Source organism: Variovorax sp. TLI9-5A, assembly GCF_056867935.1.
Window position 1 is genome coordinate 6,191,982 of the sequence record NZ_CP200310.1, and the last position, 25,492, is coordinate 6,217,473.

Here is a 25,492-nt window from a genome sequence, read left to right on the forward strand (position 1 = left end):
ATGGGGCATCTCTGCAGGTGTTCTATTGCGGAAGTAATACCGGCAATCCTTGTATCCATTGGAAAACGCTACATCTAGTGGGTTGTATGCCCCCTGCACCCTAGATATAGTGTCCTCCGTCCGGTCCCGTACACCGGTGCGGCGCCGGCCCAGGTGCCGCCATCCAACAAGAATTGCCAACCGAGAGGAAGCGAATGCAAACAGCCCTGAACCCCCAATCGACCCCGCGTGCCGTTCCCTCCACGCCATTGCAACAGCAGCGAGACACTGCTGGCTCCCCCACCAGCCAGAACCTGGCCCACTACCAGATCATCCGCCGCAACGGCGCCGTCGTTCCCTTCGAGCCGAACAAGATCGCCATCGCGATGATGAAGGCCTTCCTGGCCGTGCACGGCACCCAGGGCGCGGCCTCGGCCAGCGTGCGCGAAACGGTCGACACGCTCACGCAGGGCGTGATCCGCGCGCTGGTGCGTTCGCGTCCGGGCGGCGGCACCTTCCACATCGAGGACGTGCAGGACCAGGTCGAACTCGGCCTGATGCGCGGCGGCCACCATGAGATCGCCCGCGCCTACGTGCTGTACCGCGAACGCCGCACGCAGGAGCGCTCGAAGCAGGGCGAGCAGGAAGTGCCGGCCGCTCCCGCGCTGCACGTGCTGGACAAGGGCGAGCTGGTCGCGCTCGACCTGAACGAGCTCAAGAGCCTGATCGAGTCGGCCTGCGAAGGTCTGGGCGACAGCATCACGGCCGCCCCCATCGTCGCCGAGACGATGCGCAACCTGTACGACGGCGTGCCGCTCGACGAGGTCTACAAGGCCTCGATCCTGGCGGCCCGCACGCTGATCGAGAAGGACCCCGACTACACCTTCGCCACCGCGCGCCTGCTGCTGCACACGATCTTCAAGGAGATCGTCGGCCGCGAAGTGATGCCGGCCGAGCGCGCCACCGCGTACGCCGACTACTTCCCGCAGTTCATCAAGAAGGGCGTGGACAACGACCTGCTCGACGAGAAGCTGCTGCAGTACGACCTGCCCCGCCTGGGCGCGGCGCTGAAGGCCGAACGCGACAACCAGTTCGACTACCTCGGCCTGCAGACCCTGTACGACCGCTACTTCCTGCACGTGCGCAAGACCCGCATCGAGCTGCCGCAGGCTTTCTTCATGCGCGTGGCCATGGGCCTGTCGCTGAACGAAATCGACCGCGAAGCCCGCGCCATCGAGTTCTATGAAGTGCTCTCGTCGTTCGACTTCATGTCGAGCACGCCCACGCTGTTCAACGCCGGCACGCTGCGCTCGCAGCTGTCGAGCTGCTACCTGACCACCGTGCCCGACGACCTGGACGGCATCTACGAGTCGATCAAGGAAAACGCGCTGCTGTCGAAGTTCGCCGGCGGCCTGGGCAACGACTGGACCCGCGTTCGCGCGCTCGGCAGCCACATCAAGGGCACGAACGGCGAATCGCAGGGTGTGGTGCCCTTCCTGAAGGTGGTGAACGACACGGCCGTGGCCGTGAACCAGGGCGGCAAGCGCAAGGGCGCCGTCTGCACGTACCTGGAAACCTGGCACCTCGACATCGAGGAGTTCCTGGAGCTGCGCAAGAACACCGGCGACGATCGCCGCCGCACGCACGACATGAACACGGCCAACTGGATCCCCGACCTGTTCATGCGCCGCGTGATGGAAAAGGGCACCTGGACGCTGTTCTCGCCCTCCAACGTGCCCGACCTGCACGACCTGTTCGGCGCCGAGTTCGAGAAGGCCTACGTCGCCTACGAAGAGAAGGCCGCCCGCGGCGAGATCAAGCCGAGCCGCACCATCCAGGCGACCGACCTGTGGCGCAAGATGCTCACGATGCTGTTCGAGACCGGCCACCCCTGGATCACGTTCAAGGACGCCTGCAACGTGCGCTCGCCGCAGCAGCACGCCGGCGTGGTTCACTCGTCGAACCTCTGCACCGAGATCACGCTGAACACCAGCGACACCGAAACCGCCGTGTGCAACCTGGGTTCGGTGAACCTGCTGCAGCACCTGAAGGACGGCAAGGTCGACCAGGAGAAGCTGAAGAAGACGATCTCCACGGCGATGCGCATGCTCGACAACGTGATCGACATCAACTACTACGCCGTGAAGAAGGCGCGCGACTCGAACCTGCGCCACCGTCCGGTCGGCCTGGGCCTGATGGGCTTCCAGGACGCGCTGTACGAACTTCGCATTCCCTACGCCTCGCAGGAAGCCGTGCAGTTCGCCGACGAGTCGATGGAAGCCATCTGCTACCACGCCTACTGGGCCTCGACCGAGCTGGCGCGCGAACGCGGCAAGTACTCGAGCTACAAGGGCTCGCTGTGGGACAAGGGCGTGCTGCCGATCGACTCGCTCGACCTGCTGGAGAAGGCACGCGGCGGCTACGTCGAGGTCGACCGCTCGGCCACCCTCGACTGGGACGCGCTGCGCTCGAAGATCAAGGCCGACGGCATGCGCAATTCGAACTGCGTGGCCATCGCCCCGACCGCGACCATCTCGAACATCATCGGCGTGGACGCTTCGATCGAGCCCTGCTTCGGCAACCTGTCGGTCAAGTCGAACCTGTCGGGCGAGTTCACCGTGATCAACCACTACCTGGTGCGCGACCTCAAGCGCCTGGGCCTGTGGGACGACGTGATGGTGATGGACCTGAAGCACTTTGACGGCTCGCTGCGCCCCATCGACCGCGTGCCGCAGGACGTGAAGGCGCTCTACGCCACCGCGTTCGAGATCGAGACCACGTGGCTGGTGGAAGCCGCAGCACGTCGCCAGAAGTGGATCGACCAGGCGCAGTCGCTGAACATCTACATGGCCGGCGCATCGGGCAAGAAGCTCGACGACACCTACAAGCTCGCATGGGTGCGCGGCCTGAAGACCACGTACTACCTGCGCACGCAGAGCGCGACGCACGCCGAGAAGTCGACGGTGCAGTCGGGCCGCCTCAACGCGGTGTCGTCGGGCAGCGATGCACCTTCGGGCATGAGCGCGCTCGAAGCCGCTGCTGCAGCAGCAAAAGCACAGATGAACGCGATTCCCGCGACCGACATCGCGTTCTGCGGTGTGGACGATCCGACCTGCGAAGCGTGCCAATAAATGCGTCGATCAACGCGTCGATGCTCGCGACAGTGAGTCAGTGAGGTGCATGCGAAATCGCGCGACGTTCAATCAATCAAGGCATTGACTGACATCGCGCGATGCATGCGAGCAACATAACAACCACATAAATGGCGTGCGATGTGAACGAGCACTTTGCAACTCACATCGTTACTCCGATAATTTGAGCATTGGATTTTTCTATGTTGACCTGGGACGAAGAAGTCAAGCCCTCCTTACCAAAGGATATGCAACAAGGTTTGCAGCACCACAACGCATCGACCGGCGGATTGCCCGCAGGCCGTTCGGTGGACGCTCCGGCTTCGTCTTCTATCGCGCAACCCGCCCTCCGCACCTTCAGCACGCTCGATGACGGCGCTCAGGTGCGCCCGGTTGCCACCGCCGCTGCCGCAGCCTCAACGCCTGCAGTCGCCGCCCAATCCACGCAGCGCGTCAAGGCTTCCGACAAGCGCATCATCAACGGCCAGACCGACGTCAACCAGCTGGTGCCGTTCAAGTACAAGTGGGCGTGGGAAAAGTACCTCGCCACCTGCGCCAACCACTGGATGCCGCAGGAAGTGAACATGACGCGCGACATCGCGCTCTGGAAAGACCCGAACGGCCTGAGCGAAGACGAACGCCGCATCGTCAAGCGCAACCTCGGCTTTTTCGTGACCGCCGACTCGCTGGCCGCCAACAACATCGTGCTGGGCACCTACCGCCACATCACGGCGCCCGAATGCCGCCAGTTCCTTCTGCGTCAGGCCTTCGAGGAAGCGATCCACACGCACGCGTACCAGTACATCGTCGAGTCGCTCGGCCTGGACGAGAGCGAGATCTTCAACGCCTACAACGAAGTGCCATCGATCCGCGAGAAGGACCAGTTCCTGATCCCGTTCATCGATGCCATCAGCGACCCCAACTTCCACACCGGCACGCCCGAGGCCGACCAGAAGCTGCTCAAGTCGCTCATCGTGTTCGCCTGCCTGATGGAAGGTCTCTTCTTCTACGTCGGCTTCACGCAGATCCTCGCGCTGGGCCGCCAGAACAAGATGACCGGTGCCGCCGAGCAGTACCAGTACATCCTGCGCGACGAGTCGATGCACTGCAATTTCGGCATCGACCTGATCAACCAGCTCAAGCTCGAGAACCCCGGCCTCTGGACGGCGGAGTTCAAGGCGGAGATCAAGGCGCTCTTCCTGCGCGCCGTCGAGCTCGAATACAAATACGCCGAAGACACGATGCCCCGTGGCGTGCTCGGCATGAACGCCTCCATGTTCAAGGGCTACCTGCGCTACATCGCCAACCGGCGTGCACAGCAGATCGGCCTCGAAACGCTCTTCCCGAACGAAGAAAATCCGTTCCCGTGGATGAGCGAAATGATTGACCTGAAGAAAGAGCGCAATTTCTTCGAAACCCGCGTGATCGAATACCAGTCGGGTGGCGCGCTCTCCTGGGATTGAATCTTTCGACAAGAATTAATGAATTCAAGAATTGCCCTTGCCACCGATCGCGCCGAAGAGCGCGGCATGGACGAGGGCTCAGGTGTTCATGGTGCTGGAGCAAAGATTCCAACACCATGAATCGCTTCACGTTACCCAACGTGCGTGGAGTGCTTCAATAGGTTGATTTTTTCAACTTGATCAAGGAGAAATAGAAATGGCAACTGCAAAGAAAGCTCCGGCTAAGAAAGCCGCTGCAAAGAAGGCTCCGGCAAAGAAGGCCGTGGCCGCCAAGAAGGCTCCGGCAAAGAAGGTAGCCGCCAAGAAGGCACCGGCCAAGAAGGTCGCTGCCAAGAAGGCTCCGGCAAAGAAGGTAGCAGCGAAGAAGGCAGCACCGGCGAAGAAGGCCGCTGCCAAGAAGGCTCCTGCCAAGAAGGCCGTAGCGAAGAAGGCGCCTGCGAAGAAGGCTGCTGCCAAGAAGGCCCCGGCGAAGAAGGCCGCTGCCAAGAAGGCGCCTGCGAAGAAGGCTGCCGCCAAGAAGGCCCCTGCAAAAAAGGCTGCGGCCAAGAAAGCCGCGAAAAAGCCTGCTGCCAAGAAGCCTGCTGCGAAGAAGGCCCCCAAGGCCGCTGCCCCTGCCAAGGCTGCCGCCGTAGCGCCTGCCCCTGCGGCGCAAACGACGCTGAATCCCCAGGCAGCATGGCCGTTCCCCACGGCCAGCAAGCCCTGAGTTTCTCAGCGGCCTTGAAGGCAAAAAGCCCGGCACCTCACGGTGCCGGGCTTTTTTATCGCCCCTGATCGCCCTTTCAGCGCTCTTTCAAAGAGAAGATCAGACGCCCAGCGCCTTGCGATCGATCTCGTAGTTCTGCGGGCCACGCTGAGCGATCTTGATCGCGCCGACCTTGTTGCCCAGCGCCGCGCACTGCGCGAGCGGCCAGCCCTTTTCCAGACCGAAGAGCAGCGCGCCACGCCATGCGTCGCCGCAGCCCGTGGGCTCGACCACCTCGGTGGCCACCACGCCCGGCACGTGCTCGCGCTCTCCGTCGGTCCAGATCTCGCAGCCCTCTGCCGCGAGCGTGACCACCAGACCGCGCACGCGCCTGGAGATTTCCGCAAGGCTCCAGCCGGTGCGCTGCGACAGCATCTTTCCTTCGTAGTCATTCACCACCACCCAGCTCGCCAGATCGACGAAATGGCGCAGCGCCTCGCCGTCGAACATCGGCAGCCCCTGGCCCGGATCGAACACGAAGGGGATGCCCGCGGCGGCGAACTGCTCCGCGTGCTGCAGCATCGCGTCGCGGCCATCGGGGGCGATGATGCCGAGCTTGATGTCCTCGCGCGCCGCCACCTTGGTGACGTGCGCCTGCTGCATCGCGCCGGGGTGGAAGGCGGTGATCTGGTTGTTGTCGACGTCGCTCATGATCATCGCCTGCGCGGTGAAGGTGTCGTCGAGCTGGCGCACGAACTCCGTGCTGATGCCCAGCGAGCGCATGCGCTCGAGGTACGTGGCGCCATCGCTGCCTAGCGTGGCCATCGGCAGCGCCGTGCCGCCTAGCGCATTGAGGCTGTAGGCGATGTTGCCAGCGCAGCCGCCGAAGTCGCGGCGTAGCGTCGGCACCAGGAACGACACATTGAGGATGTGCAGCTGGTCAGGAAGGATCTGGTCGGCGAACCGGCCCTCGAAAGTCATGATGGTGTCGAATGCGAGGGAACCGCAAATCACTGCTGCCATGGTTAGCCGTTGGTGTGGTGAGTGGTGGATGAAAAAGAGTAGGACGCATGCGTGCACGCGCTCGGCTCAGGGATAGAAAGCCTCGACGCGATAACCCGCGACAGGCGGCAGCGCAGCCGCTTCGGAGGCAGACAAGGTCAAGGGCAACGAGGCAGCACGATCCGCGCGCGCTGGCAGCACCGACGGAGCGCCGTAGTCCGCCGGCATCAGCACGCGGCGCACCACGGCGCGTTCCTGCGTGTCGAGCAGCGAGAGCTCGACGGCCGGCATCGCGAGCGGCACAGTGGCGCCGTTGCGCAGCGTGAAGCTCAGGCGGTAGTCGTTGCCGCCGCTCTTCTCGCGCGCGAAGGCCGCGCCTTCGATCACGATGTCGCCGATCTGGCGCAGCGCGCCGAGTTCGCAGCCCGTGTACTGGCACAGCGCCGTGAGCGCCGGCCGCAGGTTGGGCTGGCGCGCGACGATACCGTCGCGTTCGTGGCGAACGATCTGCAGGACGAGCAGTAGCGCCGCAAGCAACGCCAGCAGAACCAGCATCACGCGCACGCTCTTGCGGCGCCAGAAGCTCGGCGCCTTCTCCAGGGGCTCATCGTCTTCCGCGAAGGGATGACCCAGTGGCGGCTCGAAGATCGGGGAAAGCGCGGGATCGGGCTCGTCTCCGCTTGCCGTATCTTCACGCACCACAACAACCGGCGCCTTCGCGGCCGCACGCTCCTCGCGCGCCTTGGCGCTTGCGATCTTGTCCGACTTGATGCGTGCACGGCGCAGCGCCTTCTGCATCTGCACCTGGTCGTGTTCTTTCTCCAGCTGCTCGCGCTCGCCCGCCGCGCCATCGGCATCAGCGCCGTCATCGCTCGCGCGCTGGATGAGCGCGCGCGTCTTGATGACGCGCGGGGTGACCGGAAGCGGCGGCGCCGGTGGTGGCGGCGCGGGCGGCGGAGACGCAAGATTCAGGTCGATGTTCGGAAACGGCGGCAGCGTGCTCGGCGGCGGCTTCCAGGCCGGCTGCGTGGCGTCGAGGTCGGACCACGGCTCGTCGGCGGCGATGCCGTGTTCGGGCAGGGTCAGCGAGAACGCGGGCAGCGGCGACGCTGGCGGAGGAGCCAGCGGCTGCACCGGCGGCGGCACTGTCTGCGGTGTGTGGTCGAGCACCAGGGCATCCGGCGGAAGCAGGCGCTCGTCGTCCGTCAGCCAATCCTTGCGCTGGCGCTGATGCTCGGGCTCGTCGTCGAAGAAGTCCGCATCCTCGGCGGATGACGACGGAGATTCCTGCTCCGCAGGTTCGGCCGAGAGCGAGGGCTCCTCCGGCACAGGAGGAGGCGATGGTGGCGCAGGGGGCTCAGGCGACGGAGGCGCCGGCTCCGCAGCAGGCTGCTCGACCAGCCCCGGCATGAAGCCACTGCCCTGCACTGCTGGCGACCCACCAGGCGCGACCGCAGCGCCGCCAGCCCCTTCGGATGTCTCGTGCAGGTCGAGCGTCGCGTCGAACACATTGCTGCAGCGGCCGCAGCGCACCCAGCCATCCGAGATGCGAAGCTGGTCGCGCACCACCTTGAAGGTGGTGGTGCAGGCGGGGCAGCGCGTGACGAGACTCATGACCGGGCGATTGTAGGGTTGAGCCCTCGCCATGCGAGGGGCTCAGGGCCACGCAAGAGCCACGCAAGAAGCCGGCCGGGCGTTCCGCCGGCAGCTCAGCAGCGAGCGGTCATGAGGATCCAGCCGTCCTCGCTGTCGCTGACTTCGAGCGCCGCGTACGGCGCGTAGGCTTCTTTGAGTTCGTCGGCCTGCCGCTCGAGGATGCCGGCCATGACGAGCGATCCGCCCGCCTTCACATGGCCGCGCAGCAGCGGCGCGAGCAGTTTGAGCGGCGTGGCCAGGATGTTGGCCAGCACGATGTCGTACTCGCCCCTGGCAGCGTCGGGCAGGCCGGCCTTCAGCTTCACGCCGTTGGCTTCGGCGTTGAGCACGGTCGAGGAGACCGCTGCTTCGTCGATGTCGACGGCGTCGATGTCCGTCGAGCCGAACTTCGCGGCGCCGATCGCCAGGATGCCGGAACCGCAGCCGTAGTCGAGCACGCGCTTGCCAGCCAGGGCGCCCTCGCCGCGCGTCGCGATCCAGCGCAGGCACATGCGCGTGGTCGGATGCGTGCCGGTGCCGAAGGCCAGGCCCGGGTCGAGCCTGATGACCTGCTTCGCCTGCTCGGGCGGTTCGTGCCAAGTCGGCACGATCCAGAACTCGGGCGTGACTTCGACGGGCGCGAACTGCGATTGCGTCAGGCGCACCCAGTCCTGCTCGGGCACCGTCGCGATGCCGAGCACCTCGCAGCCTTCGTCGAAGAAATCCTGCAGCGCGAGCACCGAAGCGGCGTCCTTGGCCTGCGCCTCGTCGGGAAAGAGCGCGATCACGCGCGAACGCTGCCAGCCCTCCTTGGGCGGCGGCATGCCCGGCTCGCCGAACAGCGCCTGCTCGGCATCGGTCTGCGCGTCGGCGTCTTCCACCGACACGCTCAATGCGTCGAGCGCATCGAGCGCTTCGCACAGCGTCTCGACCCGGTCTTCAGGCGCCATCAGGCGGAGTTCGAACATCGCGCTTTCGCTTTCCGTGTCAGCGCTTGTGTGCGGCCAGCCACTCTTCGAGGTAGTGGATGTTGGTGCCGCCGCTCATGAACTTGGCGTCGACCATCAGCTCGCGGTGCAGCGGGATGTTGGTCTGGATGCCTTCGATCACCGTCTCGTTCAGCGCAGTGCGCATGCGGGCCATGGCCTGCTCGCGCGTGTCGCCGTAGACGATGATCTTGCCGATCATCGAGTCGTAGTTCGGCGGCACGAAGTAGTTGGTGTAGGCGTGCGAGTCGACGCGAACGCCCGGGCCGCCCGGCGGATGCCACATGGTGATGCGGCCGGGCGACGGCGTGAACTTCCAGGCGTCTTCGGCGTTGATGCGGCACTCGATGGCGTGGCCGTGCATCTGGATCTGGCGCTGCGTGAACGGCAGCTTCTCGCCGGCCGCGACCATGATCTGCGTCTTGACGATGTCGATACCGGTGGTGAACTCGGTCACCGGGTGCTCCACCTGCACGCGCGTGTTCATCTCGATGAAGTAGAACTCGCCGTTTTCGTACAGGAACTCGAAGGTGCCGGCGCCGCGGTAGCCGATCTTCTTGCACGCTGCGGCGCAACGCTCGCCGATCTTCTCGATCAGCTTGCGCGGGATGCCGGGCGCGGGAGACTCCTCGATCACCTTCTGGTGGCGGCGCTGCATGGAGCAGTCGCGCTCGCCAAGGTAGACGGCGTTCTTGTGCTTGTCGGCCAGCACCTGGATCTCGATGTGGCGCGGGTTCTGGAGGAACTTCTCCATGTACACGGCCGGATTGTTGAAGGCCGCGCCGGCCTCCGCCTTCGTCATCTGGATCGCGTTGACCAGCGCGGCCTCGGTGTGCACCACGCGCATGCCGCGGCCACCGCCGCCGCCCGCCGCCTTGATGATGACCGGGTAGCCGATCGCGCGCGCGATGCGCTTGTTGGTAGCGGCGTCGTCCGAAAGCTCGCCTTCGGAGCCGGGCACGCAGGGCACGCCGGCCTTGATCATCGCCTGCTTGGCCGACACCTTGTCGCCCATGGTGCGGATGTTGTCGGGCGTCGGGCCGATGAACTGGAAGCCGCTTTGCTCCACGCGCTCGGCGAAGTTGGCGTTCTCGCTCAGGAAGCCGTAGCCGGGGTGGATCGCCTCGGCGTCCGTCACCTCGGCCGCCGAGATGATCGCCGGCATGTTGAGATAGCTCTGCGCCGAGGGGGCCGGGCCGATGCAGACAGCCTCTTCCGCGAGCTTGATGTACTTCGCGTCGCGGTCGGCTTCCGAATAGACCATCACGGCCTTGATGCCGAGCTCGCTGCAGGCGCGCTGAATCCGGAGGGCGATTTCGCCGCGATTGGCAACCAGGATCTTCTTAAACATGTGCACCCCCGCGGCTGCATCGCCCGCACGCGGCGCGTGCCAGGGCAATTTGACGGCCTTCGCCCGTCCGCGCCGAGGCGCGAGCCCCCCGGTTCGCAACCAGAATCTTCTTGAACATGCTTACTCGATGATGAACAGCGGCTGTCCGTATTCGACCGCCTGGCCGTTTTCGCCGAGGATCTGGGTGATGGTGCCGGACTTGTCGGCCTCGATTTCGTTGAGGATCTTCATCGCCTCGATGATGCAGAGGGTGTCGCCCTCGTTGACCTTGCTGCCGACCTCGACGAACGCGGCGGCGCCAGGGCTCGACGAGCGGTAGAAGGTGCCGACCATCGGCGACTTCACCGCATGGCCCGACGGCGCGGCTTCGGCCGCCGCAGCGCTGGCAACGGCCGGTGCCGCCACGGCACCGGCGGCTGCGGCCGGCGCGGCGGCAGCGGCCTGAGGCGCTGCCAGGGTTTGCACATACTGCACCGGAGCGGCGCCGCCGCCCTTGACAATGCGAACCTTGCCTTCGGTTTCCGTGATTTCCAGTTCGGAAATATTCGATTCGGACACCAGATCGATCAGTGTCTTGAGTTTGCGCAGATCCATGGGACTCCAGTGCCGGCTGTGCCGGTCTTCAGGATATAACTTGTTCGAAAATCGGTGATTTTCGGCGTTCGGCGTCTAACGCCAGCGTAAGCAACTGATTCTAACCATGAACCAGTTCACGCCGCCAAGTGTCCAGGTCGCTCGTTTCGAGCTTGCCCATTTTACGGGCGGCCACCGAGCCGTTCGCGTTCAGGACCAGCGTGAAGGGCAACCCGCCACCCGTGTTGCCCAGATTCTTGACCAGTTCCGTGCCCTGCAGGCCGGCCAGGCCGGTTGGGTAGGTGACCGGAGTGCGTTGCAGGAACTTGCGCACCGCGCTTGGCTGATCGATGGCCAAACCGACCACTTGCCATCCGTTCGCGCCATTTTGACGGAAAAAGGCGTCGATCATCGGCATTTCCTCGACGCAGGGCGGACACCAGGTCGCCCAGAAGTTCAGCAGCAGCGGCTTGCCGCGCAGGCTCGACAGGGCGAGGTCACCGCCCTCCGGGCGCTCGAAGCTCTGGGCCCAGAAGGCCGCGTCGAGCATCTCTCCACCGCCCGCACCAAGGCTGCCGCCACGCTCCTTCCACCAGGCGCCGCCAAGCCCGGCGGCCGCAGCCGCTGCCGCCACGCCGGCATAGAGCATGCCGCGTCGGGTGGGCGAAGAAGTCATTCACTTGTCCTTTTCTCGTTCAATCAGTCGGCGCAATGCGGGCAGGTCGCCGCGCGGCACGCGCCCCTGGGCATCGGGCTTCAGGGCCCCGCGCAGGTCGTCGAGGTCGTACACCAGCAGGTGCACGCCGATTTCCTCGCCGAGCGCGCGGCTCGGCGCATGCACGCTCAGGGCTTCGACCTGCTCGCCGTGAAAGCCGGTCACCATGCGCGGCTCGTAGTCCACATGGTGATCGATCAGGGCTATCTCGGCCGATTTGGGATCATCGCAGAACAACTGAATATAAATGTCTGACAGCCGGGTGGCCGTTCCATGCCAGACGGCACCGCCCACATGGGGCCGGAAGGCGGCCATGCGCTCCATCCACTCGAGCGCGAGCAGGCGCAACGCATGCAATTCCTGGGGTTGCGTGTCGGCGCAAAAGAGCTCGATGTACTCGCGCACCTCGGCCTCGACCTCGTCGTTGTTCGGCAGCGCGGTGCGCGTCGAAAGGCCCAGGTCGCGCAGGGCCCGCCGCTTGGCCGGACCGTATTCGAGCCCCTCCTCGACGACGAGGCGGGCTGCTGCGGCGGCGATTTCACGCTTGGACGTGTCCATCGGGGCATTTTGCCCGCAGTAGGCGCCCCTCACATGAACATCAGTACGAAGCGCGGGACAAACGCGCGGCCCCGCCGAGGGCGAACACACCGCTTACCTAGAATCGACCGATGCACATTCATATCCTGGGTATCTGCGGCACTTTCATGGGCGGAGTGGCCGCCCTCGCGCGCGAAGCCGGCCATCGGGTCACGGGCTGCGACGCCGGCGTGTACCCGCCGATGAGCGACCAGCTGCGCGCCCTCGGCATCGACCTGATCGAGGGCTTCGGCGCCGACCAGCTCTCCCTGGCACCCGACATGTTCGTGGTCGGCAACGTGGTGTCCCGCGCCCGGCTGGCTGACGGAAGCCCCAAGTTCCCGCTGATGGAAGCCATCCTCGACGCCGGCAAGCCCTACACCAGCGGCCCGCAGTGGCTGGCCGAGCACGTCCTGCTGGGCCGCCATGTGCTGGCAGTGGCCGGCACCCACGGCAAGACGACCACCACCTCGATGCTCGCGTGGGTCCTGGAAAAGGGCGGCAAGGCGCCCGGCTTCCTGGTCGGCGGCGTGCCGCTGGACTTCGGCGTCTCGGCGCGGCTGGGCGACGGCCCCGCGTTCGTGATCGAGGCAGACGAATACGACACGGCCTTCTTCGACAAGCGCAGCAAGTTCGTGCACTACCGCCCGCGCACCGCCGTGCTGAACAACCTGGAGTTCGATCACGCGGACATCTTCGACGACCTCGCCGCCATCGAGCGCCAGTTCCATCACCTCGTGCGCACCGTGCCGGGCACCGGCCGGCTGGTGGTGAACGCCACCGAAGAAAGCCTTCAACGCGTGCTGGCCCAGGGCTGCTGGAGCGAGCTCGCGCGTTTCGGCGCGGGTGGCGAATGGCAGGCGCGCGGCCCCCACGACGCCTTCGACGTGCTGCTGCGCGGCGAGGTGGTCGGGCGGGTCGAGTGGGAGCTTTCCGGCCTGCACAACCAGATGAATGCGCTGGCCGCCATTGCCGCGGCCGAGCATGTGGGCGTGGCGCCGGCTGACGCGGCCCGGGCGCTCGGCAGCTTTCGCAACGTGCGCCGGCGCATGGAGCTGCGCGGCACGGTCGAAGGCAGCGACGGCGCGATCACGGTCTACGACGACTTCGCACACCACCCCACCGCGATCCGCACCACGCTCGACGGCCTGCGCAGGAAGCTGGACGACGCCGGCAGGAAAAGTGAGCGCATCCTCGCCGCCTTCGAACCGCGCAGCAACACGATGAAGCTGGGCGTGATGGCCGCGCAGCTGCCATGGAGCCTGGAATCGGCCGACCTGTCGTTCTGCCACACGGCCGGACTCGACTGGGACGTCGCCGCCGCACTCGCGCCGATGGGCGAGCGCGCCCAGGTCGCCGGGGCCATCGAGCCTCTGGTGAAGCAGATCGTCGCCGCGGCCCGGCCGGGCGATCACATCGTCTGCATGAGCAACGGCGGCTTCGGCGGCGTGCACGACAAACTGCTTGCCGCCCTGCGCGCGGCAGCCGCATCATGACCGCCATGCCCATCGCCCGAGCCCGCGAACTGGTCGAGACGCTGAAGCTTCAGCCGCATCCCGAAGGCGGCTGGTACGCCGAGGTGTTCCGCTCCGCGTCGAGCGTCACCCCGGCCGATGGACGCCCGCCGCGCAGCGCGCTGACCAGCATCTACTACCTGCTCGAGGCGGGCCAGCATTCGCGCTGGCATCGGGTGCTGTCCGACGAAGTCTGGGTGCACCTGGAAGGCGTGCCGCTCGCGCTGTGGACCTGCGACGCCGCGATGCGGACCGCGCCGGCCCACACGCGGCTGGGCCCGGTCGACATCCACGGCACTCGCCCCCAGCACGTGGTGCCCGCCGGCCAATGGCAGGCGGCGCAGCCGATCCAGGGCCACAGTTCGGGCGATTGCACGCTGGTCGCCTGCATGGTCGGGCCAGGCTTCGATTTCGCCGATTTTTCCTTGGTACCGCCCGACAGCGACGAGGCTGCGTCGATGCGGCACCACTGGCCCGACCTGGCCGGATTGCTCTAGCGCCTGCTCAGCCCCGGCGGCGCTTGACCGCCTGCGAGAGCGTGTCCAGCACCTGCACCGAGTCTTCCCAGCCCAGGCAGGCGTCGGTGATGCTCTTGCCGTATTCGAGGCCCGAGAGCTGGTCCTTGCCCGGCGTGAACTTCTGGGCGCCCGACTGCAGGTGGCTCTCGACCATCACGCCGAAGACGCGCCTGGAGCCGTCCGCGATCTGCCCGGCGATGTCCTTCGCCACGCCGATCTGCTTCTGGTGCTGCTTGGAGCTGTTGGCGTGGCTGCAATCGACCATCAGCGTGGGCGGCAGCTTGGCGGCCTCGAGGTCCTTGCAGGCGGCCTCGACGCTGGCGGCGTCGTAGTTGGGCGCCTTTCCGCCGCGCAGGATCACGTGGCAGTCGCGATTGCCGTTGGTCTGCACGATCGCGACCTGGCCGTTCTTGTGCACCGAGAGAAAGTGGTGGCCGCGCGCCGCCGCCTGGATGGCGTCGGTGGCGATGCGGATGTTGCCGTCCGTGCCGTTCTTGAAGCCGATGGGCGCCGACAGGCCCGAGGCGAGTTCGCGGTGCACCTGGCTCTCGGTGGTGCGCGCGCCGATGGCGCCCCAGGAAATCAGGTCGCCGATGTACTGCGGCGAGATCACGTCGAGGAATTCGCTGCCCGCCGGCAGGCCCAGGCGGTTGATGTCGATCAGCAGCTGGCGCGCGATGCGCAGGCCCTCGTCGATGCGGAAGCTCTCGTCCAGGTACGGGTCGTTGATGAGCCCCTTCCAGCCGACCGTGGTGCGCGGCTTCTCGAAGTACACCCGCATCACGATCTCCAGCGTGCCGGCGTACTTCTCGCGCTCGACCTTCAGGCGGCGCGCGTATTCGAGCGCGGCGGCCGGGTCGTGGATCGAGCAGGGGCCCATGATCACCAGCAGCCGGTCGTCCTTGCCGGCCATGATGTTGTGGATGCGCCGGCGGGTGTCCTCGATCAGCGTCTCGACCGCGGTGCCGCGGATTGGGAAGAAGCGGATGAGGTGTTCTGGAGGGGGGAGCACGTTGATGTCCTTGATGCGTTCGTCGTCGGTCTTGCTGGTTTTTTCGACGCGCGCATACCAGCTGTCGCTGGTGGGGGAGTTGTTCGTGCTCATGGTGCTTCTTCCTTGTGTGCTGCTGGAGTTGGAATCGAGGGGGCAAGAAAAAACCGCCGGGGCTTGAGGCCACCGGCGGTTTGAGGAGGGTATTCGTGTGTGCTGTTTACGCGCTCGCCTCTCGTCCGCCGGAAACCGGGAACCAAAAGTAGGCAAAAAAGTAAGCGCGGACAGCGGACATGGGGTGGCAATGTAGCACGGAAAAGCAAAACCCGGTCAAGGGACCGGGCTCGCTGTTGTTTACCGGTAGCCCGATTCGTTGGGGTTGTGGATGATCCAGATCAGGTTGCCGGAGGAGAAATCCCCCATGCCGCCGCCCGCGAAGATCAGGCGGCCCTGGCCCTTGTAGGTCATCTCGAAACGATGGCGGTCGCTGCCGAAATAGAAGGGAATGAAAGCCTTGCCGGTCACGTAGGCGCCCTGGTCGGTCGGCTGGCCGGCGATGTCGGTGACCTGCCGGGCGCTCATGCCGATCTGCAGGCGCGCGAACTTGCTGTTGCGCGCCGGGTTGCCGGTGATCTCGCCCTCATAGCCATTCAGTCCCTTGACGGTCTTGCCGCTGCCGGCCTCGACCTTGGACGAGTCGACCACGTTGCCCTGGGCATCCATGCCGGCCTTGGAACCACCACGCGCTGCGGGTGCCGGAGCAGCTGCAGCGGGTGCGGGCGCCGCCGCGGGCTGGCTGCCCGAGCCGCCGCGGGATGCGCAACCCGCGGTGGCCAGCGCCACCACGGCGGTCACGGCCCACAGAACAGCGGGCGAATTGATCCTGTTCCCCATCGAGATGCTCCTTGAATGCGTTCTTCGCAAAAAAAGGAGCGAAGCTTAGCAACGGGTGGAAACAGTCGACAAGTGCCGAAAGTCCTAAGCCGTTCCACCTACTGTGAGGCCGTCGATGCGCAGGGTCGGCTGGCCGACGCCGACCGGCACGCTCTGGCCTTCCTTGCCGCAGGTACCCACGCCCGAGTCGAGCGCCATGTCGTTGCCGATCATGGTCACGCGGGTGAGTGCGTCGGGGCCGTTGCCCACGATGGTCGCGCCCTTCACCGGGTACTGGATCTTGCCGTTCTCGACCCAGTAGGCCTCGCTGGCCGAAAACACGAACTTGCCGCTCGTGATGTCGACCTGCCCGCCGCCGAAGTTGGTGGCGTAGAGGCCCTTCTTGATGCTCGCGACGATTTCCTTCGGGTCCTTGTCGCCGCCGAGCATGTAGGTGTTGGTCATGCGCGGCATCGGCACATGGGCGTAGCTTTCGCGGCGGCCGTTGCCGGTGGGCTTGACCTTCATGAGGCGCGCGTTGAGCGCGTCCTGGATGTAGCCCTTGAGGATGCCGTCCTCGATCAGCACGTTGCGCTGGCTGGCGTTGCCCTCGTCGTCCACGTTGAGCGAGCCGCGGCGGTCGGCGATGGTGCCGTCGTCGAGCACCGTCACGCCCTTGGCAGCCACGCGCTGGCCGATGCGGCCCGAGAACGCGCTCGAGCCCTTGCGGTTGAAGTCGCCCTCCAGGCCGTGGCCGATGGCTTCGTGCAGCAGGATGCCGGGCCAGCCGGAACCGAGCACCACCGTCATCTCGCCGGCCGGAGCCGGGCGCGCGTCGAGGTTGGTCAGCGCCGCCTTCACGGCGTGGTCGACGTACTCGGCGATCTGCTCGTCGGTGAAGTAGGCCAGGCCGAAGCGCCCGCCGCCGCCGCCGGAGCCGATCTCGCGGCGGCCATTCTGCTCGGCGATCACCGTGACCGAGAGGCGCACCAGAGGCCGCACGTCGGCGGCCAGCGTGCCGTCGGCGCGGGCCACGAGCACCACGTCGTATTCGCTCGCCAGCCCCGCCATCACCTGCGCCACGCGCGGATCGCGCGAGCGGGCGAGCTTCTCGACCTTCTCGAGCAGCTTCACCTTGGCGGTGCTGTCGAGCGTGGCGATGGGGTCGATGCCCTGGTAGAGGGAGCGGCTGGAGGCGATCTTGCGGGCCGCCGTCTTCACCTTGCCGGCACGGCCGGCGGAGGAAATGGAGCGCACGGTGCGCGCCGCGTCGAGCAGCGAGGCCTCGGAAATGTCGTCGGAATAGGCAAAAGCGGTCTTCTCGCCGCTGACCGCGCGCACGCCGACGCCCTGGTCGATGCTGAAGCTGCCGGTCTTGACGATGCCTTCCTCGAGGCTCCAGCCCTCGCTTCGGGTGTACTGGAAGTACAGGTCGGCGTCGTCCACCCGGTGCGCGGTGATCTCGGCCAGGGCCTTGCTCAGGTGCGATTCGTCGAGCCCGAACGGCGTGAGAAGGAGCTGTTGCGCCGTGGCGAGGCGCTCGATGGTGGGTTCGCGAGAGATCATTTCGGGATTCTATGGCTCGCCCCCCATCCGCGCTCAGTTCTGGGCGAGCCTCCTCGCCCGGGCGATGGACATCAGGATGCCCAGCCCCAGCCCCAGCGTGACCATGGCCGTGCCGCCGTAGCTGATGAAGGGCAGCGGCACCCCCACCACCGGCAGGATGCCGCTGACCATGCCCATGTTCACGAAGGCGTAGGTGAAGAAGATCATCGTCACCGCCCCCGCCAGCAGGCGCGAGAACAGCGTCCCGGCGTTGGCCGCGATGACCAGCCCCCGGAAGATCAGCAGGATGAAGGCCGAGATCAGCGCCAGGTTGCCCATGAGCCCGAATTCCTCGGAATAGGCGGCGAAGATGAAGTCGGTGGTGCGCTCGGGAATGAATTCGAGGTGCGTCTGCGTGCCCTGCATGAAGCCCTTGCCGCCCACGCCGCCCGAGCCGATGGCGATCATTCCCTGGATGATGTGGAAGCCCTTGCCCAGCGGGTCCTTGCTCGGGTCGAGCAGCGTGCACACGCGCTGCTTCTGGTAGTCGTGCAGCACCCGCCAGTCGACGCCGTCAGCGCACAGCCGCGACTCGAAGCTCACGATGAGCGTGATGGCCACCGCGCCGATCACCACCGGCGGCACGATCAGCTTCCAGGGCAGCCCGGCGAAGAAGATCACCGACAGCCCCGCCGCCAGCACCAGCAGCGAGGTGCCCAGGTCGGGCTGCTTCATGATGAGCCCCACCGGCACCGCCAGCAGCATCGTTGCCACCACGAAATCGAGCGGCCGCAGCTGGCCTTCGCGCCGCTGGAACCACCAGGCCAGCATCAGCGGCATCGCGATCTTCAGGATTTCGCTGGGCTGGATCACCACGCCCACGTTGATCCAGCGCTGGGCGCCCTTCTTGGTGATGCCGAAGAGCGCCACCGCCACCAGCAGCGCCACGCCCATCGTGTAGAGCGGCACGGCCGCCAGCATCAGCCGCTGCGGCGGCACCTGCGCCACCACGAACATGATGAAGCCGGCCAGGAGCATGTTGCGGCCGTGGTCGACGAAACGGGTTCCGTGGTCGTAGCCCGATGAATACATGGTGAGCAGCCCGGCAAAGGCGAGCAGCAGCACGGCGAAGGCCAGAAAGCCGTCGAAGCCCTGGAAGATGGGCGCAATTCGACGCGCCAGGGAGGGCTGATTGAACACGGCGGACATGAGGGCGGATTATCCCAGCCCCGCCGGCCCCCTCAACCGAATTCGAGCTGAACGACCGTGCGCCCGGGTCGGCTTTCGACCGTCAGCCGGGCCCCGATGGCCCCTGAGCGCTCCGCCAGCGATCGCGGCATGAGCTTGGCGGTGTCGAAGCCCTTGCCGTTGTCGATCACCCGCAGCTGCACCGTCTTGCCCTTCATGCCGGCCTCGAAGCGCAGCACGGTGGCCTCGGCATGCCGCAGCACGTTGGAGATCGACTCGAACAGCAGGAACTGCAGCTGCCGCATGCCGTGCGCGTCCAGCCCCTCCACCGGCTCCACCTCGTCCACCGCCCATTCGAACTCGATGCCCGAGGACGCCAGCCGGGGCTCCAGCCGGTAGCGCGCCGCCGCGAGCAGCGCGCCCACGTCACCCGGCGGCAGGTGGATGGAATCGATCTGCAGCTTGAGCTGGTCCAGCGAATCGCGCAGCGTGCGCAGCAGGTCGCCAGAGCTGCTCTGGCCCGACTGCAGCTGGCGGATCGCCGAGCTGATGTGCGAACCCACGCCGTCGTGCATCTCGCGCAGGATGCGCTCGCGCTCGTGGGTGCGCGCCTGCACCTGCGCCGCAGCTTCGAGCTCGGCATAGGTGGCCGCCAGCTCGCGCTCGCGCTGCGCCACCCGCTCGGCCAGGGCCGCGACCGAGCCCCGCGCCTGCAGGGTCGCGGCCCGAAAGCGTCGCAGCACGATGAGGAGCAGCGCCGCGCCGAAGAACACCGACGAATAGCGCACCCAGGTGGTCTCGCCATAGGCATCGCTCAGGCGGATCACCAGCCAGTCACGCGCACCGAAGGCCACTGTGACCAGCGCCGCACCCGCAACCAGCAGGCGGTCGTCGCTCGGGGTGCGCAGCGTGGCGACCGCGAAGGCGCCGACGAAGGCGGCGATGAAGACGAGTTCGACGGCGAGCCAGCCGGTGAACCATGCCGGCTCGTCCCGCTGCAGCGACAGCGCGCTGAACAGCACCGTTCCGGCCACGACGCCCACCACCGGCCAGCGCAGCCAGCGGTGGCTGCGCTCGTTCGCCCAGCCCGCGAGGTGGTAGACGAACATCATGGAAGCAGCGGCCCAGCCGGCATAGAGGGCCGCCATCAGCACGCCCCACGACCCCCAGGACAGCGGCGGCTCGGCGATCAGCCCGTCGGCCACGCGCACCGCCCAGCAGAACTGCGCCAGCGCGGCCCAGAAGTAGATGGCCACGCGCCGCTGCACGCCGCTGGCGTCGACGTCGACCTGCGTGAGCCACAACGCCAGCGCGATGCCGCCGACGATCAGGCTGAAAGCCATCAGCAGCATCGTGCCGGTGAAACGCCATGCGTTGGCACCCTCGAAGAGCTCGTTGCGCACCGACGCGGCCGGCCCGATGACCACCTGCGACAGCCCCGCGAGACGGGCGGTATCGGCATGCAGGCGGATCTGCAGCAGGTTGTCGCCCTTGCGCAGCAGCTTGCCGGGCACCGGCACGTAGATGGGCGCCTTGGCGTAGTCCGCGTCGTTGCCGCGCTTCAGGTCGCCGTAGGTCTGCAGCAGCGCGTCGTTGAGCTGCACCTCGAAGACGTTGCCCGCGCGCGGGATGAAGATGCCCCAGGGTGTCTCGGGCTCGGCCTCGAGCGTGAACGGCAGGTCGAAGCTGGCAGTGCCGGGGCGTCCGTTGTGCTGCCGGTCCCAGTGGTACGAAAGCTCGACCGGTTCCGTGCGCGTGACGCCGTCGATCGTGGTCGTCACGGTGCCCTGTCGCAGTTCGATCGGCGCCTCGGCGGCGGACGCGACGGAAACACCCGAAACGCCGGCGAGCCCCATCAGGAGCATCGCCAGCCATGGCATCACCAGCGACACCCAGTTCGCTCGCATCTGCGCTCAGCCCGGATGAGACAACAGGCCGAGACGCGTCGCCTCGAAGACCGCCTCGCTCTTGGAATGCACCGCGAGCTTTCCGTAGAGGTTCTTGATGTGGGTCTGCACCGTGTGCACGCTCAGGCCCTTGAGCCGGGCGATCTCGGCATAGGAGAAACCGCGCGCGATCAGCGTGAGCACCTCGTGCTCGCGCGCCGAGAGCAGGCCGCGGTCGGCCTCCTCGGCGGCGGCCTCGGGCGCCGTGCCCGGCGTGGTGCCGGGGGGCACCGCGGTCTGCAGGCTGCGGTACTTGGCGAGCACTCGGCGCGCGATCATGGGCGAGATCGGCGAGGCGCCGGCCTTCATCTCGACGATGGTCTGCGCGATGTCCTCGGGCGCGGCGTCCTTATGGATGTAGCCCACGGCGCCGGCCTCGATGCTCGCGAGAACGTTTTCCTCGTCGCCGAAGACCGACACCACCAGCGGCTCGCAGCCCGGAAAGCGCGAGACGGCCTCGCGGATCACGTCGAGCCCGGTACCGTCGGGCATGCCGAGGTCGACCAGCAATACGTCGGGAATGGTGGTGGTGCGCGAGAGCCAGCCCAGTGCTTCCTGCACCGTGCCCGCGCTGCCGAGCCAGAAAAGGCGCGGGCTGCGCTGCACGCTCGCCTCGAAAAACGCGCGCGCGCGGCTATCGTCCTCGACCACGAGCACGCCCCAGCGGCGTAGCGTCGCGTCGTCCTGAGCCTCAATGTTCATGGGCAGAGCATAAGCCTCGGCACGCACCGGGAATCCGCGCGCGCATCCCCCGTTCATGGGATATGCCCGGCAAAGGGGCTGCACGAAACTCTCGCCGCTTTTTTGCCGGGATCGTTCGCACCTTCCTGCGCAGATGAAGTAGCCGGAATGTAGGTCATTCAAGCTGCGGCGGCCACAGCCTGAATACTTTCGAATTCCAAATGCATGGCACGCCCCCGGCAAGGGGATGCACAACGCCGGCGCGAACCGGGGCTCAGTAAGCTATGGCTTTACCGAAGAACCCGTACAGCCGGGTTTTTTGTATGTTGGAAGCGGCCTCGCGAGAACAGACCTCATGCAGAATTACCTGGTCCCGGCAAGCGAGGTGCGGCCGCCGCACCTCCCTTCTTTTTCTCGCATGGACCCGCAAACCACTCACCTGCTCTACCTGCACGGTTTCCGCTCCTCGCCGCGTTCGACCAAGGCCCGGGTCGTCGCGGACCGCGTCGCGCGGCGGCATCCGAACCTGCAATGGTGGTGCCCGCAGTTGCCGCCGTCGCCGCACGACGCGATCGACATGGTGATGAAGGGCATCGCGCACTGGCCGCGCAAGTCGATGGCGGTGGTGGGCTCCTCGCTCGGCGGCTACTACGCCACCTACGTGGCCGGCATGACGCGCTGCCGCGCGGTGCTGCTCAACCCGGCGGTACACCCCGCGCGCGACCTCATGCGCTACATCGGCGACCAGACCGCCTGGCACGATCCGGCCGAGCATTTCTACTTCCGCCCCGAATACATCCACGAGCTTCGCGCGATGGAAGTCGGCCCGCTCACGCGGCCCGAGCGCGTGTTCGCCATCATCGCCAAGGGCGACGAGGCACTCGACTGGCACGAGATGTCCGCACGCTACCCCGACAGCAACATCAAGCTGCTCGAGGGCGGCGACCACGCCCTGTCCGATTTCGAGAAGGCCCACCTCGACGACGTGATGGCCTTCATCAACCCCGTTTGAATTTCCAGGGACACCGCAGAACCGGCTTCGCCGGGCTGCCGGTGTCGCCCCCGGGAAGGGGGAAGGAGGCCACACGAAGTGGGCAAGCCTGGGGGAGAGCCCAATTCTGCGTGGGACAATCGACGGATGTTTGTATTGTTTGAAGAAGCCGGCAAGTACCTCGGCGGCCGCGTGCTGTCGGAGGCCGAAGCATCGGCGCAGGTCGAGCTCGACACCGGCAAGCGCGTCAAGGTCAAGGGCGCCAACATCGTCCTGCGTTTCGAGAAACCGTCGCCCGCCGACCTGATCGCCGAGGGGCGCTCGCTCGCCGCCGGCATGGACCTCGACCTCGCCTGGGAGTTCGCGCCCGAGGGCGAATTCGGCTTCGCCGAGCTGGCCGCCGAGTATTTCAGCGAGAAGCCCTCGCTCGCCCAGCAGGCCGCCGCCCTGTTCGCGCTGTTCGAGGCGCCGCACTATTTCCGCCGCGCCGGCAAGGGCCGGTTCAAGAAGGCTCCGGCAGAGATCGTCCAGCAGGCGCTGGCCGCCATCGAGAAGAAGAAGGCCATCCAGGCGCAGATCGCCGAATGGGCCGCGCAGCTGGCCGAGGGCGTGTGCCCGGCGCCCGTGCGCGAGCAGCTCTACAAGATTCTCTTCCGCCCCGACAAGAACGCCGCCGAATACAAGGCCGTGGTCGAGGCGGCGCGCGCCACGCAGCGTGCGCCGCTCGACCTGCTGGAGCGCGCCGGCGCGATCGACTCGCCCTACCAGTTCCACTGGCGGCGCTTCCTGTTCGAGAACTTCCCCAAGGGCACCGGCTTCCCGGCGCTCGCGGCGCCCGCCATCGCCGACGACCTGCCGCTGGCCGAGGGCGTGCAGGCCTTCTCCATCGACGACTCGCAGACCACCGAGATCGACGACGCGCTCTCGGTGCAGGGCCTGGGCTCGGGCACCGTCACGGTCGGCATCCACATCGCCGCGCCGGCGCTGGCGCTGACGCCGGGCAGCCCCATCGACAACGTGGCGCGTGCGCGCATGTCCACGGTCTACATGCCGGGCTACAAGATCACGATGCTGCCCGACGAGGTGGTCGACACCTACACGCTGCTCGAAGGCGGCGACCGCCCGGCCGTGTCGCTCTACGCGCGCTTCGACGAAGCCACGCTGGAGCTGCAGGGCACCGAAACCAGGCTGGAGCGCGTGCCCATCGTGGCCAACCTTCGCCACGACCAGCTCGACACCGTCGTCACGCAGCAGTGGCTGGAAGACGCCACCTTCGACGCCGACAACACGCCCGAAGCCGCGACCCGCATGCGCGCGCCTCTCTCGTTCCTGTTCCGCCTCGCGAAGCAGTTGAAGGCGCAGCGCGAGGTGGTGCGCGGCAAGCCCGAGAACTTCAACCGGCCCGACTACAACTTCCGCCTCGTCGGCAACGACGGCGCGGAGCCCACCGGCAGCGAGCAGGTGCAGATCAGCACGCGCCAGCGCGGCGCGCCGCTCGACCTGATCGTGTCCGAGGCGATGATCCTGGCCAACAGCAGCTGGGGCGGCTGGCTCGGCGAACTCGGCGTGCCGGGGCTCTACCGCAGCCAGGCCAGCCTCGCGCCCGGCATCAAGGTGCGCATGGGCACGCGCGCGCTGCCGCACGCCGGCCTGGGCGTGAAGAGCTACGCCTGGAGCACCTCGCCGCTGCGCCGCTACACCGACCTGGTGAACCAGTGGCAGATCATCGCCGCCGCGCGCCACGGCAAGACCGCCGCGCTGGCCGCGCCCTTCAAGCCAAAGGACGCCGACCTGTTCTCCATCCTCTCTGGCTTCGACGCGGCCTACGCCGCGTACAACGCCTACCAGGGCGGCATGGAGCGCTTCTGGACGCTGAAGTACCTGCAGCAGCAGGGCATCGCCGAGCTGGAGGCCACCGTCATCAAGGACCTGCCCAACGGCGCGCTGGTGCGTGCCGACACGCTGCCGCTGGTGTTCCCCGTGGCCGGACAGCAGGAACGCGGCGCGCGCCTGCGCGTGAAGCTCGGCGAGATCGACGAGATCGCCCTCGACGTGAGCGGTACGGTGCTCGAACGCCTCGACACGCCGAAGGCCGGCGATGCCGCCGCCGAAGAGGAAAGCGACGACGGGGAAGAAGAAGTGGTCGCAGGCCCGATCGCCATTGCCGTCGACCTGAACGACAGCGAGGCAGCCCCCGAAGAAAACACGCCAGCATGAACCCCGGCGGATCGTCCGGAGATATGCGGCCCCTGGAGGAGTCTAGAGAATGAACTTCAAGGACCTCAGCACGCTGCAGATCGCTCTGGGCGTGTCGGTCGTTGTGCACGCGGCGCTGCTCACGGTGCGCTTCGTCGATCCCGAATCCTTCAACAAGGTCTTCAGCGACACGCCGCTCGAAGTGATCCTGGTCAACACCAAGACCAACGACAAGCCCGACCCCGCCGCCCGGCTGCGCGCGCAGACCTCGCTCGCGGGCGGCGGCGACCTCGACAAGGGCCGCGCCACCAGCCCGCTGCCGCCGTCGAGCTTCACCACCGTGGGCGACTCGTTCGAGGACGCGCAGCGCAAGGTCGACGCCATGCAGGCCGAGCAGATGCAGATGCTCACCCAGCTCAAGCGCGACCTGGCCGCGATGCCCGCACCCGACCCGCGCAACCCTGGCGACCCGGCCGAGGCCAAGGCGCAGGAGGAGAAGCGCCGCCAGATGATCAACCTGCTGGCCGAGATCGAGCGCCGCGTGAACGAGGAAAACGCGCGCCCCAAGAAGCGCTTCCTGAGCCCCTTCACGCGCGAGGCCGCCTTCGCCACCTACGTCGATTCGCTGCGCCGCCGGGTGGAAGCCCAGGGCACGGCCAACTTCCCGACGCTGGCCGGCAAGAAGCTCTACGGCGAGCTCACGATGACCATCACCGTCAACTTCGACGGCCGCCTGCTCTCGACAGTGGTCGACGAGAGCTCGGGCACTCCCATGCTGGACAAGCGCGCCCAGGCCATCGTCGCGAGCGTCGGCAACTTCGGCACCTTCACCGACGCGATGCGCAAGGAGCACGCGGACCAGATCGTGATCCGGCCGCACTTCCGCTTCGCGCACGACGGCTCGGTCGAACTCTCCTCGCAGTAACCGGAATCCCCAAGCAGCCAGCAGCCGC

21 protein-coding genes are annotated in these 25,492 nt (G+C 66.7%); 8 read left to right on the forward strand and 13 right to left on the reverse strand.

All coding sequences use genetic code 11. The features are described 5' to 3' along the window. Nucleotides 1–194 precede the first annotated feature (194 nt). The 3 genes from AC1VNX_RS29440 to AC1VNX_RS29450 all read left to right on the forward strand — a co-directional run bounded on the left by AC1VNX_RS29440 (nucleotide 195) and on the right by AC1VNX_RS29450 (nucleotide 5,279). Nucleotides 195–3,110 carry a ribonucleoside-diphosphate reductase subunit alpha gene (locus tag AC1VNX_RS29440; RefSeq protein ID WP_483161088.1) on the forward strand — a complete coding sequence of 972 codons (2,916 nt, stop codon included), beginning with the start codon at nucleotides 195–197 and terminating at the stop codon, nucleotides 3,108–3,110. A 203-nt stretch (nucleotides 3,111–3,313) separates the two neighbouring features. After that, nucleotides 3,314–4,573 (forward strand): ribonucleotide-diphosphate reductase subunit beta, encoded by a 1,260-nt coding sequence (locus AC1VNX_RS29445; RefSeq protein ID WP_483161089.1) that lies wholly within the window; start codon nucleotides 3,314–3,316, stop codon nucleotides 4,571–4,573. Between the two features lie 196 nt (nucleotides 4,574–4,769). Beyond that, nucleotides 4,770–5,279, forward strand: a complete 510-nt coding sequence (locus tag AC1VNX_RS29450) for a histone H1-like DNA-binding protein (protein ID WP_019656794.1) — start codon at nucleotides 4,770–4,772, stop codon at nucleotides 5,277–5,279. Between the two features lie 99 nt (nucleotides 5,280–5,378). Here AC1VNX_RS29450 and AC1VNX_RS29455 read toward each other — a convergent pair whose 3' ends face one another. The 7 genes from AC1VNX_RS29455 to AC1VNX_RS29485 all read right to left on the reverse strand — a co-directional run bounded on the left by AC1VNX_RS29455 (nucleotide 5,379) and on the right by AC1VNX_RS29485 (nucleotide 12,078). Then, on the reverse strand, nucleotides 5,379–6,281 hold the full coding sequence (locus tag AC1VNX_RS29455; RefSeq protein WP_126021381.1) for a carbohydrate kinase family protein: 903 nt from the start codon (nucleotides 6,279–6,281) through the stop codon (nucleotides 5,379–5,381). Nucleotides 6,282–6,347: 66 nt separating this feature from the next. Beyond that, entirely contained in the window at nucleotides 6,348–7,874 is a 1,527-nt protein-coding gene (locus AC1VNX_RS29460; protein WP_483161090.1) for a zinc-ribbon and DUF3426 domain-containing protein, read from the reverse strand. Nucleotides 7,875–7,969: 95 nt separating this feature from the next. Next, a complete protein-coding gene (gene prmA / locus AC1VNX_RS29465) occupies nucleotides 7,970–8,863 on the reverse strand; it encodes a 50S ribosomal protein L11 methyltransferase (RefSeq protein ID WP_483161091.1) in 894 nt (297 codons plus the stop codon). A gap of 19 nt (nucleotides 8,864–8,882) precedes the next feature. After that, on the reverse strand, nucleotides 8,883–10,232 hold the full coding sequence (accC, locus tag AC1VNX_RS29470; RefSeq protein ID WP_125948340.1) for an acetyl-CoA carboxylase biotin carboxylase subunit: 1,350 nt from the start codon (nucleotides 10,230–10,232) through the stop codon (nucleotides 8,883–8,885). A 120-nt stretch (nucleotides 10,233–10,352) separates the two neighbouring features. Then, on the reverse strand, nucleotides 10,353–10,826 hold the full coding sequence (gene accB / locus AC1VNX_RS29475) for an acetyl-CoA carboxylase biotin carboxyl carrier protein (RefSeq protein WP_483161092.1): 474 nt from the start codon (nucleotides 10,824–10,826) through the stop codon (nucleotides 10,353–10,355). A gap of 100 nt (nucleotides 10,827–10,926) precedes the next feature. Next, the gene (locus tag AC1VNX_RS29480) at nucleotides 10,927–11,481 is read right to left on the reverse strand and encodes a TlpA family protein disulfide reductase (RefSeq protein WP_483161093.1); all 555 of its coding nucleotides are present in this window, start codon (nucleotides 11,479–11,481) and stop codon (nucleotides 10,927–10,929) included. Further along, nucleotides 11,482–12,078, reverse strand: a complete 597-nt coding sequence (locus AC1VNX_RS29485; protein ID WP_483161094.1) for a hypothetical protein — start codon at nucleotides 12,076–12,078, stop codon at nucleotides 11,482–11,484. It abuts the gene before it with no gap. Nucleotides 12,079–12,188: 110 nt separating this feature from the next. Here AC1VNX_RS29485 and mpl point away from each other — a divergent pair, with 110 nt between their 5' ends. Next, on the forward strand, nucleotides 12,189–13,592 hold the full coding sequence (gene mpl, locus AC1VNX_RS29490; RefSeq protein WP_483161095.1) for a UDP-N-acetylmuramate:L-alanyl-gamma-D-glutamyl-meso-diaminopimelate ligase: 1,404 nt from the start codon (nucleotides 12,189–12,191) through the stop codon (nucleotides 13,590–13,592). Then, entirely contained in the window at nucleotides 13,589–14,107 is a 519-nt protein-coding gene (locus AC1VNX_RS29495) for a cupin domain-containing protein (RefSeq protein ID WP_483161096.1), read from the forward strand. Before mpl ends, AC1VNX_RS29495 begins: the two co-directional genes overlap by 4 nt. A 7-nt stretch (nucleotides 14,108–14,114) precedes the next feature. Here the strand turns inward: AC1VNX_RS29495 and AC1VNX_RS29500 are convergent, their stop codons facing one another. The 6 genes from AC1VNX_RS29500 to AC1VNX_RS29525 form a co-directional block, all read right to left on the reverse strand. After that, nucleotides 14,115–15,233 (reverse strand): 3-deoxy-7-phosphoheptulonate synthase, encoded by a 1,119-nt coding sequence (locus tag AC1VNX_RS29500; RefSeq protein WP_483161097.1) that lies wholly within the window; start codon nucleotides 15,231–15,233, stop codon nucleotides 14,115–14,117. Between the two features lie 240 nt (nucleotides 15,234–15,473). Then, nucleotides 15,474–16,013, reverse strand: a complete 540-nt coding sequence (locus AC1VNX_RS29505; RefSeq protein WP_483161098.1) for a PH domain-containing protein — start codon at nucleotides 16,011–16,013, stop codon at nucleotides 15,474–15,476. A gap of 84 nt (nucleotides 16,014–16,097) precedes the next feature. Further along, entirely contained in the window at nucleotides 16,098–17,558 is a 1,461-nt protein-coding gene (gene tldD / locus AC1VNX_RS29510) for a metalloprotease TldD (protein ID WP_483161099.1), read from the reverse strand. Nucleotides 17,559–17,591: 33 nt separating this feature from the next. After that, the gene (rodA, locus tag AC1VNX_RS29515; RefSeq protein WP_483161100.1) at nucleotides 17,592–18,746 is read right to left on the reverse strand and encodes a rod shape-determining protein RodA; all 1,155 of its coding nucleotides are present in this window, start codon (nucleotides 18,744–18,746) and stop codon (nucleotides 17,592–17,594) included. 32 nt (nucleotides 18,747–18,778) lie between these two features. Continuing rightward, the gene (locus AC1VNX_RS29520; protein WP_483161101.1) at nucleotides 18,779–20,632 is read right to left on the reverse strand and encodes a sensor histidine kinase; all 1,854 of its coding nucleotides are present in this window, start codon (nucleotides 20,630–20,632) and stop codon (nucleotides 18,779–18,781) included. A gap of 6 nt (nucleotides 20,633–20,638) precedes the next feature. Next, nucleotides 20,639–21,373 carry a response regulator gene (locus AC1VNX_RS29525; RefSeq protein WP_483161102.1) on the reverse strand — a complete coding sequence of 245 codons (735 nt, stop codon included), beginning with the start codon at nucleotides 21,371–21,373 and terminating at the stop codon, nucleotides 20,639–20,641. Nucleotides 21,374–21,770: 397 nt separating this feature from the next. Between AC1VNX_RS29525 and AC1VNX_RS29530 the strand changes: the two genes are divergently transcribed. The 3 genes from AC1VNX_RS29530 to AC1VNX_RS29540 all read left to right on the forward strand — a co-directional run bounded on the left by AC1VNX_RS29530 (nucleotide 21,771) and on the right by AC1VNX_RS29540 (nucleotide 25,464). Further along, nucleotides 21,771–22,364 carry a YqiA/YcfP family alpha/beta fold hydrolase gene (locus AC1VNX_RS29530; protein ID WP_483161103.1) on the forward strand — a complete coding sequence of 198 codons (594 nt, stop codon included), beginning with the start codon at nucleotides 21,771–21,773 and terminating at the stop codon, nucleotides 22,362–22,364. A gap of 126 nt (nucleotides 22,365–22,490) precedes the next feature. Further along, nucleotides 22,491–24,560 (forward strand): ribonuclease catalytic domain-containing protein, encoded by a 2,070-nt coding sequence (locus AC1VNX_RS29535; protein WP_483161104.1) that lies wholly within the window; start codon nucleotides 22,491–22,493, stop codon nucleotides 24,558–24,560. Between the two features lie 49 nt (nucleotides 24,561–24,609). Beyond that, nucleotides 24,610–25,464: an energy transducer TonB gene (locus AC1VNX_RS29540; protein ID WP_483161105.1), complete on the forward strand. Its 855-nt coding sequence runs from the start codon at nucleotides 24,610–24,612 to the stop codon at nucleotides 25,462–25,464. Nucleotides 25,465–25,492: the final 28 nt, after the last annotated feature.